Genomic DNA, 17,109 nt, shown 5'->3' on the forward strand with positions numbered 1-17,109 from the left:
GCGTCAATCCTTGTAGACGGAGTTCGATGTGGGTTCAGCGCTGCCCGTCGCTTCGCGCAGCGCGTGCAATAAGGTGGCGATGTCGAGATGATTCGCGGCGGCGTCGGGCGAAGCGGGGCTCATATGCGGCACGGTGCCAAGCAGCGGCGCGTCGTAATGCCGGTCCAGCCAGTCGCGGATCGTGGCGATGTTCTCGTCGGCGAAATTCATTGATGGATCGACGCGGTTCGCGACCCAGCCCGCCAGTGTCAACCCGCGTGCGGCGATCGCTTCTGCGGTGAGCAATGCGTGGCTGATGCAGCCGAGCCGCATGCCGACGACGAGTACCACCGGCAGGTTCAGGGCGAGCGCGAGGTCGGCCGTATCGTGCGCATCGGTGAGCGGCACACGAAAACCGCCGACGCCTTCTACGACGACCACGTCCGCCAGCTTCATCGCCTGCGCGTGGCAATTCGCGATATGCGCGATATCGAGCGACACGTTTTCCAGCGCGGCCGCGATATGCGGTGCAGCAGGCTCGCGAAGCAGAAACGGTGTGCGCATCCCGGGCGGAAGCAACACGTTCGCCGCCGCGTCGAGCTGATCGGCGTCCTCGTTGTGCCACACGCCATCGCGCTCGAACGCGCCCGCGGCGACCGGTTTCATCGCGGCTGCGCGCAGGCCTTTGCGTGCGAAGCCGCGCAGCAACGCCGCCGCGACCAGCGTCTTGCCGATCTCGGTATCGGTACCGGTGACGAATACGGACAACGGCGCGTTCATGCAACGCACCCGCTCAACGTTTTCAATGCCGCGTCGAGCCGGTCGAGATCTTCATGCGAATGCGCGGCGGACAGCGAAATGCGCAGACGTGAAGTGCCCGCAGGCACCGTCGGCGGCCGGATCGCCGGCACCCACAGGCCGGCGCGATCGAGTCCGGCGGCGACGTCGAGGGTCGCTTCGTTCGCGCCGATGATGAGCGGCTGCACGGCGGTATGCGAATCAACCGGCAGCCAGCAGGTTGTCTTCAGCATCGCGCGCGTGCGTTCGATCAGCGTCTGCAGATGCGCGCGACGCGTATCGCCCTCGTCGCCGCCGATGATGCGCAGGCTCGCGGATACCGCATGTGCAACGGCAGGCGCCGACGCCGTCGTGAAGATGTACGGACGCGCGCGCTGCACGAGCCATTCGATCACCGTCTCATGCGCAACCACGAATGCGCCCGATACGCCCGCTGCTTTTCCGAGCGTGCCGACCATCACGAGGTGTGGCGAACGCAGTGCTTCATGCGCGATCGCGCCACGTCCCTGCGGGCCGAGTACGCCAAAGCCGTGCGCATCGTCGACGACGAGCCACGCGCCATGCTTTTCCGCCAGCGCGACGAGTGCGGTGAGCGGCGCGATGTCGCCGTCCATGCTGAAGACCGTATCGGTGACGATCATCTTCACAGCGGCATCCGATGCTTCGAGCATCGCTGTGAGCGCGTCAGCGTCCCCGTGCGGATAGATCTGCACATCGGCGCGCGAGAGGCGCGCGCCGTCGATCAGCGACGCGTGGTTCAGCGAATCGGAGAAGAGCGTCGTGCCGCGGCCGGCGAGCGCGGTCAGCGTTGCGAGATTCGCCATATAGCCGGTGCTGAAATACAGCGCGCGCGGTGCGTCGACGAAGCCACCGGCAAACGCGGCGAGATCGTCTTCGAGCTGTGCGTGCGCGCGCGAATGGCCGCCGAGCAGATGCGAGCCGCCGCTGCCCGCGCCGTAGCGTTGCGCGCCCTCGGCGATGGCCGCGACGAGTTGCGGGTGCGCGGCGAGACCCAGATAGTCATTGCTGGCGAAGCCGATGATCTCGCGACCGTCGACGGTCATGTGCGCGGCGCACGGCGTGTCGATCGTGCGACGACGACGTCGCAGACCGCGTGCGTCGATATCGTTCAGGCCTTGTGTGAGTGTGTCCAGCAATTGCATTAGCAGGTTCCCGTGAGTGTGGCGTCGAACGTTGCGCGCGTGCGTGATGCGAGCAACGCGAGTTCTGCGTCGTCGAGGATGTAGGGCGGCATCAGATACACGGTTGTGCCGATCGGACGCAGCAGGAGTTCGCGCTGCAACGCGTTTTCGAAGAAGCGGCGCGAGAAGGTCTTTGCCTGGGTCGCGTCTTCGATGAAGGCATCGAATGCGAAGATCGTCCCGCACTGGCGAAGGTTTCGTACATGCGGATGCGTTGCGAGCGGTTCGAGTGCTGCGCGTAACGCTGCGGATTTTTTCGCGTTGGCGGCGAGGACGTTATCGCTCTCGAAGAGGTCAAGTGTGGCGAGCGCGGCGCGGCACGCGAGTGGATTGCCCGTGTACGAATGCGAATGCAGAAAGCCGCGGGCGGTATCGTCGTCGTAGAAGGCTTCGAAGATTTCGTCGCGCGAGAGCACGATCGACAGCGGCAGATAGCCGCCGCTGATCCCTTTCGACAGGCACAGGAAATCGGGCCATACGCCTGCCTGCTCGCACGCGAAGAAGGTACCGGTGCGACCGCAGCCGACGGCGATTTCATCGGCAATCAGGTGGATGCCGTACTGGTCGCACAGCGCGCGCAAGCCGGCGATGTACGACGTGTCGTGCGTTGCCATGCCGGCTGCACATTGCACGAGCGGCTCGACGATCAGCGCGGCGATGTGTCTGGCGCGCGAGTCGAAGAGGGCGCGCACATTATCGAGCGCGCGTTGTGCGACGTCTGCGGCTGTTTCGCCTTCGCGGGCGAGCCTCGCATCCGGCGACGCGACGACATGCGCGTTGCGGATCAGTGGATCGTAGGCGTCCTTGAAGAGGGCGACGTCGGTGACACCGAGCGCGCCGATCGTTTCACCGTGATAGCTGTTCGCGACGCAGACGAATTCGCGTTTCTCATCGTGGCCGCGATTGCGCCATGTATGGAAGCTCATCTTGAGCGCGATCTCGACTGCGGACGCGCCATCCGACGCGAAGAATGCATGACCGAGTGTGTGTTGAGTGAGCGCGTGCAGACGTTCGGCGAGTTCGATGGCGGGCTCGTGCGTGCAACCGGCGAGCATTGCGTGCTCGAGCGTGTCGAGTTGCGTCTTGAGCGCGGCGTTGATGCGCGGATTGGCGTGGCCGAAGAGGTTGACCCACCAGGAGCTGATGGCGTCGAGATAGCGACGGCCTTCGCGGTCATAGAGCCACGGGCCGGCACCACGCGCGACGGCGATGAGCGGCAGGCTCTCATGGTGCTTCATCTGGGTGCAGGGGTGCCAGACGGCACGCAGGCTGCGGGTGATCCAGTCTTCGTTGGTGCGCATGCTCATGCGGTTTCTGTCTATTCGTCGGATGTTTTTTTTGTCGCGACGGGGTGGGGGCGGCCTTTTCCGGCCGCGGCGGGACCGAGATTAGCGGTTTATTTTGTTGTTTGCATTAGGGGAAATTTGCCGCTTTTCGCTGCGCGGGTTGGGGTTTTGCGATGTTGTTCGCAGGTCGGGTCTGTTCGTTTTAGAAGGAGGGAAATGGGCGGAGTTGACGACGGCAAAGTGAAGGGGTAGGTCGGGGGAAATCTTTGTGCGATGTCGGTTGTTTTGCGCCTTGGGCGGCGGGCGGGCTGGTTTTTTTCGGTCCTTGCCTGTGCTTTTGCTTTTTGGTCTTTGCTTGTTTTGGTTTTGGTTTTGGTCTGTTCTGGTTTTGTTGGCCTTTCCTTGTATTCATGTCGGTCTATTGGCGTTGGCCCCTGTGCGGGGCGGCACCTGCTTTTCTTTCTTCCCCAAGGGGACTTTCTTCGGGGCGTCCTTGCACTCGGGCGCTTCTTCCTGTGCGTCTTGAGCCTTTTGTTGGCCTTTCCTTGTATTCACGTCGGTCTATTAGCGTTGCCCCTGTGCGGGGCGGCACCTACTTTTCTTTGTCCTTGCCAAAGAAAAGTAGGCAAAAGAAAGGCGCCGAAATGTCGTCCGTTCCGGATTGTGTCGCACACGGGGAATGGCACCCCATGAAGTGTCGCCCTCGCCCTTCACGCGGCATGGGTCCGCGCACGAGACCATCCCCCGCGCAGTACCGCTTGTGACATAGGGCTCATCCACCCCACTCCGCACTGCGTGCGTCGCGGACAGATTTGCCTGGGACTACACTCCTGACCGCTGACCGCCAGTCGACATTCACGGCGCCACGCGGTGCAAGTCTCGTTGGGGTGATCTGGATGGAAAGCTGATCGTTGTCTGCGGCGCGTGAGTTGCGGCCAGACACGAAAACTACGCGGGTTAGTTGACTTCGGCGATGCGAGGCAGCATGCAGATGTGGGCGCACCTGGCGGCGACGCACGAAGTGCGGAGTCGGATGAATGAGCCCTGTGTCACGAGCGGTGCTGCGCGAGAGATCGGATCGTGCGCGGACCCATGCCGTGTGAAGCGCGGGGGCGACCCTTCATGGGGTGCCATTCCCCGGCAGCGACACACTCCGGAACGGACGAGTTTTCGGCGCCTTTCTTTTGCCTACTTTTCTTTGGCAAGGACAAAGAAAAGTAGGTGCCGCCCCGCACAGGGGCGACGCCAATAGACCGACATGAATACAAGGAAAGGCCAAAGAGAAAGGCCAACGAGAAAGGCCAAAGAGAAAGCCCAACAAGAAAAGGCAAAAAAAACCAACCCTCACTCGCGACTAGCGAGCGCCCCCTTCTCGTCAGAATCAGAAGACCCAGAAGCCGTCTGCGACCCGGCAGGGTCCTTCCAGACAACGGCATCATTCACAGCATAAAGCCGGCAAGCATCGGCACTATGCTTCTGACAGTTTGCGACTGCCACCGACATAGGATCATCGCCACCCTCGGCCCACGACCACGATCCGGAATCCGAAACAGCAAACGCCCGGCTTGGATACTGGTGCAAAAAGTTCCGATACCCAGTCCGTCCCGCTTCATCGAGAAACGGCACAGCGTCCACTGCATCGATAGCAGCAAAACCCGTCGGCTTCGGCGGCGCCGGATCCGCGACCCGATACTGGATGCCCGTCGGCATCCCGACCCGTGCAAGGAACGCCTCGACCGCCGGCCACCACACCCGCACGCCGTCGCGATCGCCCACCAGTCGGTGCGCGTCATTCTTGTACGCGCCGAAATCGATCATCTTCGCGCTCGCGCCATGCTCCACGTACGCGGTGTACATCTTCCCGACCAGCGCCGACGGCCAGATCGAATCGTTGTCACCATACAGCCACAGCGAAGGCACACGCGTCTTCTCCGCGTAATCGCCGAACGCCTGCGTGAGGTTGCCCTGCCAGTCGGTGCACGAATCCTGCCGCAATCCACCCGAAAAATTGATCAGCGCCCGCACACCGGACGCCGCTTCCGGCCCGTATGCAATCGTCGCCAGCCCGCCGTGCGATGTGCCGGACACCGCAATATGCGTCGCGTCGACGTACGGCATCTTCGACATGAAGCTCACGGTCGCCGCGACGTCGGCTGCCTGACCGAGCCCATTGCGCGCGACGTCGCAGCCGTCCTGCTCGTAGGTGCCGCCCGATCCGGCAAAACCGCGGCGGTTCGGCGCCACGACGACATAGCCGCGTCGCACGAATTCGCGGGCGAGCGGCAGCGGATCGCTGCGCTCCTGGGTGCGCGGATCGCCGTGGATCTTGCCGTGGTTGAAGACGATCATCGGGAACGGGCCCGCGCCGTCCGGCTTGTAGATCGTCGTTTCGAGTGCGATCGAGCCCGATGCATCCGCTGGAATGCTGATGATCTGCTCATTCAGACTGGCGGGAACCGTGGGAAGGTATGCGTCATCGAGGGCAATGCGCGGCACGTGAGCGCTTGCAAGCGGTCCAGCCGGGGTGTCGTGAAGCGGATCGGCGCAGACCGGCGATGCGGCAAGCGTCGCACACGCCATGACGATCCATCCGGTCAAAATGTTCCTGAACACCATCCGCTCTGCCCACCTGCCTTAGACGCCACCTGAGAACTGCCACGCTTGCGGCCCGACCTGACGAATCCATTTCAACGCCCTTTTGAGCGCAAAAGAGTCTCACGTATGTGGCGCAAAGGCGCTCGCACACGGTTTGATTTCGTACGGGATGAACCGAAAGCCGGCCGGCGCGCAGACCGCTCACGCCGTTATTCAAGCGCCAGCGAAAAGCCGACGCTGCAAGATCCACAGGGGCATCCTGGCACGACAAATTATCTTTGTGCAATGCAGGAGAACCCCCGGACCAGGGTGGTACATCCGCCCAGGCAGGTCACGCAAATGCGGAAAACGAGGAGGGGCGCGGCCCGCAGCCGCTCTGGCCCCGCCAGATGATGTGGTGCGGGGCCCACAGGAAATATCGGCGAATTTGAGGGCCACGAAGGAATGCGCCAACCTCGTCAGAAATATCCGTAAGCTGACCGAAATCAGCGTTCGCTTACATCGCCGTCGACATAGCGCCACCGGCCATCGTCGCCACGCAGAAAGCGGCTGAGTTCGTGCAACCGGTGCGCCCTTCCGCCAACCTTGTAACGCGCGATAAATTCGACCTCCGCGTGATCGGCGTCGATGGGCGCGAAACGTTTGATCTGCAGTCCGAGCCAGCGGGGCGCATCGGCGGCGTCGGGGTTGGCGTCGAGGTCCGCGGGGCAGGTTTGCGGTGCCCACGTCGCGCGCAGATACGCCGTTTCGCCGAGCACGTACGCGCTATAGCGCGAGCGCATCAGTTCGAGCGCGGTCGGTGCGGTTTCGCCGCCGTCGATGAAACGGCCGCAACACTGAGTAAAACGCGGCGGCTTCGCGTCGCTGCGCGCATTGGGTGCGGCGCCGCCGCAAGGGCAATCTGACGGTCTTTCAGTCGTCGAGGCAGGGAGCGTCATCGAAGGATCAGGTCAGCCCGCGCGCGATCAGGATCTTCTGGATATCGCTCGTGCCTTCGTAGATCTGGCACACGCGTACGTCACGATAGATCCGCTCGACAGGGAAGTCGCTCAGGTAACCGTAGCCGCCATGAATCTGCAACGCGGCGGAACAGATGCGCTCCGCGGCTTCCGAAGCGAACAGCTTCGCCATCGCCGCTTCGGTGAGGCACGGCTGGCCGGCGTCCTTCAACGCGGCCGCGTGCCAGATCAGTTGCCGCGCGGCTTCGAGTTGCGTCGCCATGTCGGCGAGGCGAAACTGCACCGCCTGGTGCGAAAAGAGCGGCTGGCCGAAGCTCTCGCGCTCCTTCGCATACGCGAGCGCCGCTTCGAACGCCGCGCGTGCCATGCCGACGCTTTGCGCAGCGATGCCGATGCGTCCGCCTTCGAGGCCCGATAGCGCGATCCGGTAGCCTTCACCTTCGGCGCCGATGAGGTTCGCAGCCGGCACGCGGCAGTTCTCGAAGATGATCTGTGCAGTGTCCGACGAGTGTTGCCCGAGCTTCTCCTCGATGCGCGCAACTACGTAGCCCGGCGTCGATGTCGGCACGATAAACGCGCTGATGCCGCGCTTGCCCGCGTTTTTATCGGTGACGGCCATCACGATCGCGACGTCGCCATGCTTCCCGCTCGTAATGAACTGTTTGACGCCGTTCAGCACGTACGCGTCGCCGTCGCGCGTGGCCGTGGTGCGCAGTGCCGAAGCATCCGAGCCGGCCTGCGGCTCCGTCAGGCAGAACGCGCCGAGCATCTCGCCGCGCGCGAGCGGCGTGAGCCAGTCACGTTTCTGCGTGTCGTTGCCGTACGTGAGCAGGATGCTGCAGACCGGGCAGTTGTTGACCGAGATCGCCGTCGATGTGCCCCCGTCGCCCGCCGCGATCTCTTCGAGGATCACCGCGAGCGCGAGTGCGTCGAGCCCCGCGCCACCGTATTCCTCCGGCACGAGCACGCCGTATGCGCCCAGCCCCGCGAGCTGGCGATGCACGTCCTTCGGAAACGTGCGGTCGCGATCCCATTGCGCGGCGTGCGGTGTCACGGCTTCGCGCACGAAGGTACGAACCGCGTCGCGGATCATCTGATGGTCCTGATCAAGCACCATGGTTGTTTCGTCTCCTCACCACTCGAGTGGCGTGCCGTCGTACTGGTAGAAGCGGCCATTGAACGCAGCGCGTGCGCCGGCGGCCTGCGCCAGCACGTCGCGCATGCCGGCGACGCTGCGTTCCGGATCGATCGCCGCCTGCGCGCCGCCCATGTCGGTGCGCACCCAGCCAGGATGCAGCGCCAGACACGTGGCGCGGGTGGTTTCGAGCGAGGCGATCTTGAGCGCGTCGTTAAGTGCCGCCTTGCTCGCGCGATACAGCCAGCCCGTCGTGCCGCTCGCGTCGCTGATGCTGCCCATCTTGCTCGACAGCACCGCGAGCACGCCGCCCGCATCCTCCACGAGCGGCAGCAGGATCGGGATCAGCTGCATCGGTCCGCGCACGTTGGTGGTCATCACGTGATTGAAATCTTCGGCGGTGAACGTTTCGACGCCTTCCGTACGCGGACCGTACACCCCCGCGACGATCACCGCCGCGTTGAGCGGTTCGCCATCGAGCTTCCAGCCGAGTGCGGCGATCTCTTCAGGCTCGGTGATGTCGAGCGGGAAGGTCTGCGCGCCCAGGCCGGCCAGCGCGTCGAGCGCGGCATCGTCGCGTGCGGTGGCCAGCACGCGCCAGCCCGCACGTTTGTACTGCCGGGCGAACTCGCGACCGATGCCGCGCGACGCACCCACGATCAACGCTGTTTTCATCTGCTGACCTCTTTCGCGTTTGCGTTTCCAGTTTCAGTCCCACGCGGGTCCGTGCCGACGTCGCCATCACGTTGCACGCGCAACGACCCTTACACCAGTTCGACGCCCATCGCTGTCGCTTCGCCACCGCCGATGCACAGGCTCGCGACGCCGCGCTTCAGCCCGCGCTGCTTCAGCGCGCCGATCAGCGTGACGAGAATGCGTGCGCCCGACGCGCCGATCGGATGACCCAGCGCGCACGCCCCGCCGTTCACGTTGACCTTGTCGTGCGGCAGGTTGTGTTCCTTCATCGCGGCCATCGTGACGACCGCGAACGCTTCGTTGATCTCGTACAGATCGACGTCGTCCGCGCGCCAGCCGTTCTTCTCGAACAGTTTGCGGATCGCGCCGACGGGCGCCGTCGTGAACTTCGCCGGCTCCTGCGCAAACGTCGTATGACCGACGACGCGCGCAAGCGGCGTCACGCCCAGCTGTTTCGCGGTCGATTCGCGCATCATCACGAGCGCCGCCGCGCCGTCCGAGATCGACGATGAATTCGCCGCCGTCACCGTGCCGGTTTTGCTGAACGCGGGCTTGAGCGTCGGAATCTTGTCGAGGTTGGCCTTGAATGGCTGCTCGTCGCGCCCGATTGTCACGTCGCCTTTGCGGCTTTCCACTTTGACCGGCGCGATTTCCCATGCGAACGAGCCGTCTTCATTCGCACGCTTCGCGCGTTGCAGCGATTCGATCGCGAACGCGTCCTGCTTCTCGCGCGAAAAGTCGAACGAGCCCGCGCATTCCTCGGCGAAGGTGCCCATCAGACGGCCCTTTTCGTAGGCGTCTTCGAGGCCGTCGAGGAACATGTGATCGAGCACCTGACCGTGGCCCATGCGCATGCCGCCGCGCGCCTTCGGTAGCAGATACGGCGCGTTCGTCATGCTCTCCATGCCGCCCGCGACGATGACGTCGACCGAACCTGCCGCCAGCATGTCATGCGCGAACATCGCCGCGCGCATGCCGGAGCCGCACATCTTGTTGACGGTCGTGCTGCCGGTGGCGAGTGGCAGGCCCGCGCCGAGCGCGGCCTGCCGCGCCGGCGCCTGACCCTGGCCCGCGGGCAGCACGCAGCCCATCACCACTTCCTCGACCTGCCCGGGCTTCAATCCGGCGCGTTCGACGGCGGCCCTGATCGCGACCGCGCCGAGCTGCGGCGCCGTCAACGCGGCGAAATCGCCCTGAAATGCGGCCATCGGCGTACGCGCCACCGAAACGATCACGACCGGATCGCGTTGTGTCTCACTCATGTTTCAGCTCCTTGATCACGCCTTCGACGATCGCCGGCACATCGCCGAGCTTCGCAGCATCGGCGGCGACGACGTCGTTGTCGGCTTCGTGCGCGCGGCTCGCCGATACAGCGGCCACGCAATGTTCGTACGTTGCAGCGAGCGTTTCCGGCGCGCTGGTCGTCATGCCGAGATTGCGCACGCGACCATCGTGCACGCCGTACGCCCAGCCGTGTACGGTGAGTTCCTGACCGCGCGCCCACGCGTCGTTGACGATCGTCGTGCGGCATACGTTGACGACCTGCTCGATGGTGTTCAATTCGACGAGGCGCCGGTGACGCGCTTCACCCATCGGCCATTCCTCGAGCAGCGCCGCGTGTTTGGCACGCACGTCCTGCACGTGATGCAGCCAGTTGTCGGCGAGGCCGATGCGTCGTCCGTGCAGTGCCGCGCCGACGCCCGAGCATCCGTAGTGACCGACGACCATGATGTGCTTGACCTTCAGCAGATCGACGGCAAACTGGATCACCGACAGACAGTTCAGGTCCGTATGCACGACGACGTTCGCAATATTCCGATGCACGAACACTTCGCCCGGCGGCAGGCCGATGATCTGGTTCGCCGGCACGCGCGAATCGGAGCAGCCGATCCACAGGTATTCAGGCGTCTGCTGATGCGCGAGTCGCGAGAAATATTCCGGATCCTCGGAGAGCTTGCGTGCAACCCACACCTCGTTGTTGTCGAACAGATGCGAGAGCGGGTTGGCAGGAGGTTGTACGGTCGTATTCATATGCGTCGGGTCAGGTTCAGGGCAGCTCAGGCGCCCAGTGTCATAACAGCATGGACGGGCGAAGCGGATTGCGCGTGAAGTTCATGCGACACGCGCGACTCGCTCGCCGTCAGCGTTCTGCAGCTTTGTGTCCGGGACGCAGAAGCGGTCCGGATAGCGGTTGCAGAATCGCATGCTCGGGTCATAAGGGAAGAAGTCGGGCAGTTCGCCCGCGAGCAGATGCTCCTTGTGGGTTTGCCATAGCGCAGGGTCGAAGAAATCGGCGTGGTGCTTCATGAAGCTCTCGCGCACGCGCAGATCGCCGAGCAGGAACGTGCCGTACGTCTCCGGGAAAATGTCGTGCGGGCCGACGGAGTACCACGGCTCGGCCGACAGTTCGTCTTCCTCGTTGCGCGGCGCCGGCACGGCGCGCACGTTGCAGTCCGTCAGATATTCGATTTCATCGTAGTCGTAAAACACGACGCGCCCGTGGCGCGTCACGCCGAAGTTCTTGTACAGCATATCGCCAGGGAAGATGTTCGCCTGCATCAGTTCCTTCACCGCGTTGCCGTATTCCTTGATGCCGTGATCGACGTCGGCATCCGTGCCGTTCTGCAAGTAAAGGTTTAGCGGCACCATCCGGCGCTCGATATACAGATGCTTGATGACGAGATTGCCGTCTTCGTATTCGAGCATCGACGGCACTTCCTTTTCGAGCTCACGGATCAGCGCGTCGTCGAGACGCGACAGCGGCAGTGCGACGCTCGAATATTCGAGCGTGTCGGCCATGCGACCCACCCGGTCGTGTCGTTTGACGAGCTGATACTTCTGCTGGATCTTCTCGCGCGTGGTTTCCTTGGGCGGCGGAAAATTGTCCTTGATCAGCTTGAACACGTAGGGAAACGACTGCAGCGTGAACACCAGCATCACGAGCCCCTTGATACCGGGCGCGATGATGAACCGGTCGCTCGAATGCTTCAGGTGATGCAGCAGGTCGCGATAGAACAGGTTCTTGCCCTGCTTCTGCAAACCGACCGACGTATAGATTTCGGCTTTCGGCTTGCCTTGCATGATCGTGCGGAGAAAGGCCACGTACGCCGACGGCACTTCCATATCGACGAGAAAGTACGAGTGCGAAAAGCTGAAGATGATCAGCAGCTGGTCGCGCTTGAGCAGGACTGTGTCGAGCGCCAGCACGCCTGGCTGTGTATGACGTATCGGCAACGCGAACGGCAGCACCGCCTCGCCGTTGATGATGCGCCCCACGATATACGCCGCCTTGTTACGGAAAAACAGCGACGACAGCACATGAATCTGGAAGTTGGCCGCTTCTTCGAAGTTGCCGAACGCGTCGCGAATGGCCTGCATCACGCAGCTGACGTCGCGTGTCAGATCCTCGAACGGCGGCTCCAGCTGGAAGTTCGTGACGATGCGTTCGAGCGTCGCGTGGAGGCCATCCTTGCCCGGGTAATACGCGCGATACGTCGGCTTTGCGGCGGGTTCGTCGTTCTCGAGATATTCGGTCGAGATGGCCGGCCGCACAAAGATGAAATCGTTGTTGAAATACGAGCGATGCAGGATCTTGCAGCACACGGAATTGAAGAACGTCTCCGCGCACTCGGGCTGACGATGCCGCGTCAACAGGCCGATGAAATGCAGCTTGATCTGCTGCCAGACTTCATCGTCGATGTTTTCGGCGTCGTATTCGTCTTCGAGCAGGACGACGCATTCCTCGACGCGTTCGTCATACGACGTGATGCGCTCGCGGGCGAGCTTCTGCAGCCCGAGCCAGTCGCCGGCCTCGAACAGCGTTTTTGCGTGGATGGCCGCCTCGCGAAAGATCCGGTAATGACGATCAAATCCCTCGAGCATGGTCTGCGCGACATCGAAGCCGATCTGCGACGAAAGCAGTTTGGGAAATTGATTCATACCGACTGTGCGTGCGTTTTAATGTCGTGGAGACACCTGTAATTGTATCGTTCGGGCAGCGTCGCCGAAGCTAGTGCGCCGCTTTCTGGCCGGATTGCCGGGCCGCCGGATACCCGGCGGTGTCCGCTTCCCGGGCAACCGGACGTGCGCCGCCTTCCAGCAGCGCGCGCGCCTGCGCTTCGTACTGCGCGAGATCTTCGAGCGTCGCGTTCAGGTCTTCCAGCTGGCGTTCGAGCACTTCGCGATGGCTTGTCACCGTCGCGAGAAACGCGTTCAGTTGCGGCACGGTATCGGTCGGCGATTCGTACAGATCGAGCAGGGCGCGGATTTCCGACAGCGTGAAGCCGAGCCGCTTGCCGCGCAACGTGAGCTTCAGACGCGTGCGGTCGCGCCCGGAATAGACGCGGCGCAGGCCGCCCGAACCTTCACGGCTCGGCGAGAGTAAACCCTGGTCTTCGTAGAAGCGGATCGCGCGCGGTGTGACGTCGAATTCGCGCGCCAGTTCAGTGATGGTGTATTGCGTGTTCATCGTGGCTGTTCCGTGAGTGACCGGCCTAAAGCGAAAAGCGGATTGGACGTAAGCTGGACGTTTACGTTATCGTCAACCTCGACAAAGCGCAACACCGCCGCGAACGGCGAGCGCGCCATCACGTATGACACCCAGGAAAGCCCCAGGACAGATACCCACGATGAACGCTCTCGAACACCAGCTCGACTATCCCTTCCGCGACACGCTTCCCGAACCCGGCCACGCCCTCGACGTCGCGCCTGGCGTGCGCTGGTTGCGCATGCCACTGCCGTTCGCGCTCGACCACATCAATCTGTGGCTGCTGCGCGATGAAATCGACGGTCGTGAGGGCTGGACGGTCGTCGATTGCGGCGTCGCCAGCGAGACGATCAAGGCGAACTGGGAAAAGGTGTTCGACACAGCGCTGGAAGGCCTGCCCGTGCTCCGCGTGATCGTCACGCATTGCCATCCGGATCACCTTGGGCTTGCCAACTGGATCTGCACAGGCGGCGACCAGAAACGCTGGGACGTGCGGCTGTGGATCTCGCTCGGCGAATACATGCTCGGCCGTGTGATGGCGGCCGGCGACGGCTCGAACGCCGGTGGCGAGCGCGCGGCTGCGCATTTCGCGCGCCACGGTCTGACGGACGAAGCGTCGATCGACCAGTTGCGCAATCGCACGAGCTATTACTCGAATCTGGTGCCTTCCATGCCGGCGCAATATCGACGGATGCGCGAAGGCGATGCGCTGGCGATCGGTGGCCGCACGTGGCGCGTCGTGACCGGTTTGGGGCATTCGCCGGAACATTGCGCGCTGCATTGCGAGGAAACCGGCGCGCTGATTTCCGGCGACATGGTGTTGCCGCGTATTTCGACGAACGTGTCGGTGTTCGACATCGAGCCGGAAGGCAATCCGCTTGCGCTGTATCTGGAATCGCTCGGCCGCTACGAGACGATGGCGCCCGATACGCTCGTACTGCCGTCGCACGGCAAGCCGTTTCGCGGCGTGCACACGCGGATTGGACAGCTGCGTGACCATCACGACGCGCGGCTTGCCGAAGTGCGCGCCGCCTGCGCAGAAAAGCCGCACAGCGCGGCGGATATCGTGCCGTTGATGTTCAGGCGTCAACTCGACATCCATCAGCTCACGTTCGCGATGGGCGAGGCGCTCGCGCATCTGCATTTGCTGTGGCTTGCGGGTGAACTGAAGCGACAGCACGATCAGGATGGTGTGATCCGTTTTTCGGCTTAACGCCATGACGCCGTGACAAATAGCAGCCCATAAAAAAACCAGGCCCAACGACGGGCCTGGTTTTTTTGCGCCTTGCTAAAGCGTTCTTGCAGGATTACTGCACGACGACCGTCGCAAAGTTCTGCCGGCCAAACGGACTCACGCTATAACCGCTCACGTTCGTGCGCGTCAGCGCAGCTGCGGTTGGATACCCGAGCGGAATCCACAGCGCCTGATCGTGGATGATCTTCTGCGCGGCTTCATACGCCTTCGCGCGCTTCACCTGATCTGGCGTCGCTTTGCCTTCCTCGATCAGCTTGTCGAGTTGCGGATCGCAATAGCGCGCGAAGTTGATCCCCGATTTCACCGCGTCGCAGCTGAAGAGCGGCGACAGGTAATTGTCCGGGTCGCCGTTGTCGCCGGCCCAGCCCATGAAGAGCGTATCGTGCTGGCCCTGCTTCGCCTGCTTGATCAGCTCGCCCCATTCGATCACCTTCACGTCCGCCTTCACGCCGATCTTCGCGAAGTCGGCCTGCAACAGTTCCGCCCCCGCCTTCGGATTCGGGTTCAGCACGCTGCCGTTCGGGCGCACCCAGATCGTCGTCTCGAAGCCGTTCGCGACACCTGCATCGGCGAGCAGCTTCTTCGCTTTCGCGACGTCGTACGGATAGGGCTGGATCGCCTTGTCGTAGCTCCACGTGTTCGGCGGATACGGATTCACGGCGGGCAATGCCGTGTTGTCGAACACAGTCTTCAGATACGTCGTGCGATCGAACGCCATGTTCAGCGCCTGACGCACCTTCGGATTGTCGAGCGGCTTCTTCTGCGTGTTCAGCGCGACGAACGCCGTCATGAAGGCGGGCGTCTGCACGACCTTCAACGACTTGTCGGTCTTCGCATCGGCGACGTCCTGCGGCTTCGGCGACAGCGCGATCTGGCATTCACCCGCCTTGATCTTCTGTGCACGCACGGAGGCGTCCGGCGTGATCGCGTAGATCAGGCGATCGACTTTCGGTTTCGCGCCCCAGTACGACGGGTTCACGTCATAGCGGATCACGGCGTCTTTCGTGTAGCTCTTCAGCACGAACGGGCCCGTGCCGATCGGCTTCGCGTTCAGGTCGACCTGCTTGTCGGACTTCAGCAACTGGTCGGCGTATTCGGCGGAATAGATCGACGCGAAACCCATCGAGAGAATCGGCACGAAAGTCGCGTTCGGCTCATTGAGCTCGAACTTGACTGTGTTGTCATCGACCTTCGTGACGGCTTTCACCAGCTTCACGAGACCCATCGACTGCGCATGCGGGAAGCCACTTGCGCCCGCCACCTTGTGCCACGGATTGTTGTCGTCGAGCATGCGCCCGAACGTGAAGACGACGTCGTCGGCGTTCAGTGCGTGCGACGGCTTGAAGTAGTCGGTGGTCTGGAACTGGACGTTCGGGCGCAGATGGAACGTATAGGTGAGGCCGTCGGCGCTCACATCCCACCTGTCGGCGAGCGCGGGCACGATTTTCTTCGCGGCTTCGTCGTACGACACGAGCGTGTTGAAGATCACATCGGCCGACGCGTTGGTCGTCACGAGCGAGTTGAACTGGACGACGTCGAAGCCGTCCGGGCTCGATTCCGTGCAGACAGTCAGCGGCTTCGCGAGGACGAGCGCGGGCGCTGTAGCGAGCAGGGCGGCAGCGAGCAGTTTGAAGCGCATAGGATCTCCGATAACAAACGTGGTCAGGCAGTGCGTCTGATTCGTTGCAATGGCGCTGCGATGAAATAGATGGCAGCTGATGCAGGCCGCTTTATTGTGAATCTTTTTCGCTGCGGGCGCGTGGTGCGACTGGGTGCGACGAGGCGTGCCCGCCTGGGAGAAAGCTTAAACGTTGGGTGGTTGTGCCGACAACAACTTAATCGGCATACCGATATGAGGCCGCCCCGCGCTTGACGCCCGATGCTCGATGTCTAACGCCCCGGCGGCGCAGATGCGAGCGTCGCCAGATACACGATGCCATGAATGGCACGAGCGCCGTACCACGACACGAGCTCACCATCGATCAGCTCGATGCGTTTACCCGCCAGAGCCGGGTCACTTTCAAGTGCGCGCCGATGCGCTTCGGTGAAACGATAAGGTTCGCTGGAAAGCAGCACGCGGTCGACATCGGCGATCCACGGCGCTGTCAGGTCAAACGTCGGGTACCGGTCTGCGCCAGCGTTTCCGCCTTTCATGGCTGGCAGTGTCTGCCAGTTGACCGCGTCGAGCATCGCCGAAATATAAGTGTCGCGCGCGACCGTCATCCATGGACCACGCCAGATCACATAGAGCACGCGCTGCGCCGGCCACGTGCGCTGTTCGATATCCCGTAGCTGCGTTTCGAGCGCCTGTGACAGTCGCTGCGCTTCCTCTTCGCGATCGAACACCGCGCCGAGCAGCGCGTAAAGCGTGAGGTTATCGCGCGGCGTCAAAGGATGCGTCACGACGACATGCGGCACGAACGTGCGCAACAGATCAACCGTACCGGCTTCGTTTTCGTCGATATTGACGATCAGATGGGTGGGTTGCAGCGCGCGTATCGCATCGATATTGACGGCCTTTGTGCCGCCGACTTTCGGCACATTGCGCACGCGTTCGCGCGGATGCACGCAAAAGCCGGTACGCCCGACGATCTGCCGGTCAAGCCCCAGGGCAAACAGCGTTTCGGTGATGCTCGGCACGAGCGAGACAATCCGGGCATCGGGGGAGGCCCGTTCGTGCGCGACACCGGCTGCATCGACCGCACGCGTGTTCATCGG

Annotated in this window: 14 protein-coding genes; 1 reads left to right on the top strand and 13 read right to left on the bottom strand. The window is 62.9% G+C overall.

The window, feature by feature from the left end; genetic code table 11:
• Positions 1–3 precede the first annotated feature (3 nt).
• The 11 genes from bioD to P3T16_RS02405 form a co-directional block, all read right to left on the bottom strand.
• Positions 4–759 (bottom strand): dethiobiotin synthase, encoded by a 756-nt coding sequence (gene bioD / locus P3T16_RS02355; RefSeq protein WP_429341022.1) that lies wholly within the window; start codon positions 757–759, stop codon positions 4–6.
• Positions 756–1,940: an 8-amino-7-oxononanoate synthase gene (gene bioF / locus P3T16_RS02360; RefSeq protein WP_429341023.1), complete on the bottom strand. Its 1,185-nt coding sequence runs from the start codon at positions 1,938–1,940 to the stop codon at positions 756–758. The genes bioD and bioF overlap by 4 nt, the downstream gene beginning before the upstream one ends.
• A complete protein-coding gene (bioA, locus tag P3T16_RS02365; protein WP_429341024.1) occupies positions 1,940–3,286 on the bottom strand; it encodes an adenosylmethionine--8-amino-7-oxononanoate transaminase in 1,347 nt (448 codons plus the stop codon). Before bioA ends, bioF begins: the two co-directional genes overlap by 1 nt.
• A 1,323-nt stretch (positions 3,287–4,609) precedes the next feature.
• The gene (locus P3T16_RS02370) at positions 4,610–5,881 is read right to left on the bottom strand and encodes a dienelactone hydrolase family protein (protein WP_429341025.1); all 1,272 of its coding nucleotides are present in this window, start codon (positions 5,879–5,881) and stop codon (positions 4,610–4,612) included.
• Between the two features lie 464 nt (positions 5,882–6,345).
• A complete protein-coding gene (locus tag P3T16_RS02375; RefSeq protein WP_429341026.1) occupies positions 6,346–6,798 on the bottom strand; it encodes a YchJ family protein in 453 nt (150 codons plus the stop codon).
• A 7-nt stretch (positions 6,799–6,805) separates the two neighbouring features.
• The gene (locus tag P3T16_RS02380) at positions 6,806–7,936 is read right to left on the bottom strand and encodes an acyl-CoA dehydrogenase family protein (RefSeq protein WP_429341027.1); all 1,131 of its coding nucleotides are present in this window, start codon (positions 7,934–7,936) and stop codon (positions 6,806–6,808) included.
• A gap of 15 nt (positions 7,937–7,951) precedes the next feature.
• Entirely contained in the window at positions 7,952–8,629 is a 678-nt protein-coding gene (locus P3T16_RS02385) for an SDR family oxidoreductase (RefSeq protein WP_429341028.1), read from the bottom strand.
• A gap of 89 nt (positions 8,630–8,718) precedes the next feature.
• Complete coding sequence (locus P3T16_RS02390) at positions 8,719–9,912, bottom strand: acetyl-CoA C-acetyltransferase (RefSeq protein WP_429254950.1); 1,194 nt, start codon at positions 9,910–9,912, stop codon at positions 8,719–8,721.
• Positions 9,905–10,681, bottom strand: coding sequence for a carbonate dehydratase (gene can / locus P3T16_RS02395; protein ID WP_429254949.1), 777 nt, complete (start codon positions 10,679–10,681; stop codon positions 9,905–9,907). The genes P3T16_RS02390 and can overlap by 8 nt, the downstream gene beginning before the upstream one ends.
• An 81-nt stretch (positions 10,682–10,762) precedes the next feature.
• Positions 10,763–12,589 (bottom strand): bifunctional isocitrate dehydrogenase kinase/phosphatase, encoded by a 1,827-nt coding sequence (aceK, locus tag P3T16_RS02400; RefSeq protein ID WP_429341029.1) that lies wholly within the window; start codon positions 12,587–12,589, stop codon positions 10,763–10,765.
• Positions 12,590–12,659: 70 nt separating this feature from the next.
• The gene (locus P3T16_RS02405; protein WP_429341030.1) at positions 12,660–13,118 is read right to left on the bottom strand and encodes a MerR family transcriptional regulator; all 459 of its coding nucleotides are present in this window, start codon (positions 13,116–13,118) and stop codon (positions 12,660–12,662) included.
• Between the two features lie 160 nt (positions 13,119–13,278).
• Here P3T16_RS02405 and P3T16_RS02410 point away from each other — a divergent pair, with 160 nt between their 5' ends.
• The gene (locus P3T16_RS02410; protein WP_429341031.1) at positions 13,279–14,349 is read left to right on the top strand and encodes an MBL fold metallo-hydrolase; all 1,071 of its coding nucleotides are present in this window, start codon (positions 13,279–13,281) and stop codon (positions 14,347–14,349) included.
• A 94-nt stretch (positions 14,350–14,443) separates the two neighbouring features.
• Here P3T16_RS02410 and P3T16_RS02415 read toward each other — a convergent pair whose 3' ends face one another.
• Both P3T16_RS02415 and P3T16_RS02420 read right to left on the bottom strand, forming a co-directional pair.
• On the bottom strand, positions 14,444–16,030 hold the full coding sequence (locus P3T16_RS02415) for an ABC transporter substrate-binding protein (RefSeq protein ID WP_429341032.1): 1,587 nt from the start codon (positions 16,028–16,030) through the stop codon (positions 14,444–14,446).
• A gap of 251 nt (positions 16,031–16,281) precedes the next feature.
• Positions 16,282–17,106, bottom strand: coding sequence for a helical backbone metal receptor (locus P3T16_RS02420; RefSeq protein ID WP_429341033.1), 825 nt, complete (start codon positions 17,104–17,106; stop codon positions 16,282–16,284).
• Positions 17,107–17,109 lie beyond the last annotated feature (3 nt).

The organism is Paraburkholderia sp. GAS42 (genome assembly GCF_050436565.1).
Taxonomy (GTDB): domain Bacteria; phylum Pseudomonadota; class Gammaproteobacteria; order Burkholderiales; family Burkholderiaceae; genus Paraburkholderia.

Bases quoted from the DNA above. Each gene is read 5' to 3' on its own strand.
- bioA (WP_429341024.1), bottom strand. From the start codon at position 3,286: ATGAGCATGCGCACCAACGAAGACTGGATCACCCGCAGCCTGCGTGCC.
- P3T16_RS02410 (WP_429341031.1), top strand. From the start codon at position 13,279: ATGAACGCTCTCGAACACCAGCTCGACTATCCCTTCCGCGACACGCTT.
- P3T16_RS02420 (WP_429341033.1), bottom strand. From the start codon at position 17,106: ATGAACACGCGTGCGGTCGATGCAGCCGGTGTCGCGCACGAACGGGCC.
- P3T16_RS02405 (WP_429341030.1), bottom strand. From the start codon at position 13,118: ATGAACACGCAATACACCATCACTGAACTGGCGCGCGAATTCGACGTC.
- P3T16_RS02375 (WP_429341026.1), bottom strand. From the start codon at position 6,798: ATGACGCTCCCTGCCTCGACGACTGAAAGACCGTCAGATTGCCCTTGC.
- P3T16_RS02385 (WP_429341028.1), bottom strand. From the start codon at position 8,629: ATGAAAACAGCGTTGATCGTGGGTGCGTCGCGCGGCATCGGTCGCGAG.
- bioF (WP_429341023.1), bottom strand. From the start codon at position 1,940: ATGCAATTGCTGGACACACTCACACAAGGCCTGAACGATATCGACGCA.
- bioD (WP_429341022.1), bottom strand. From the start codon at position 759: ATGAACGCGCCGTTGTCCGTATTCGTCACCGGTACCGATACCGAGATC.
- P3T16_RS02380 (WP_429341027.1), bottom strand. From the start codon at position 7,936: ATGGTGCTTGATCAGGACCATCAGATGATCCGCGACGCGGTTCGTACC.
- can (WP_429254949.1), bottom strand. From the start codon at position 10,681: ATGAATACGACCGTACAACCTCCTGCCAACCCGCTCTCGCATCTGTTC.
- P3T16_RS02370 (WP_429341025.1), bottom strand. From the start codon at position 5,881: ATGGTGTTCAGGAACATTTTGACCGGATGGATCGTCATGGCGTGTGCG.
- aceK (WP_429341029.1), bottom strand. From the start codon at position 12,589: ATGAATCAATTTCCCAAACTGCTTTCGTCGCAGATCGGCTTCGATGTC.
- P3T16_RS02390 (WP_429254950.1), bottom strand. From the start codon at position 9,912: ATGAGTGAGACACAACGCGATCCGGTCGTGATCGTTTCGGTGGCGCGT.
- P3T16_RS02415 (WP_429341032.1), bottom strand. From the start codon at position 16,030: ATGCGCTTCAAACTGCTCGCTGCCGCCCTGCTCGCTACAGCGCCCGCG.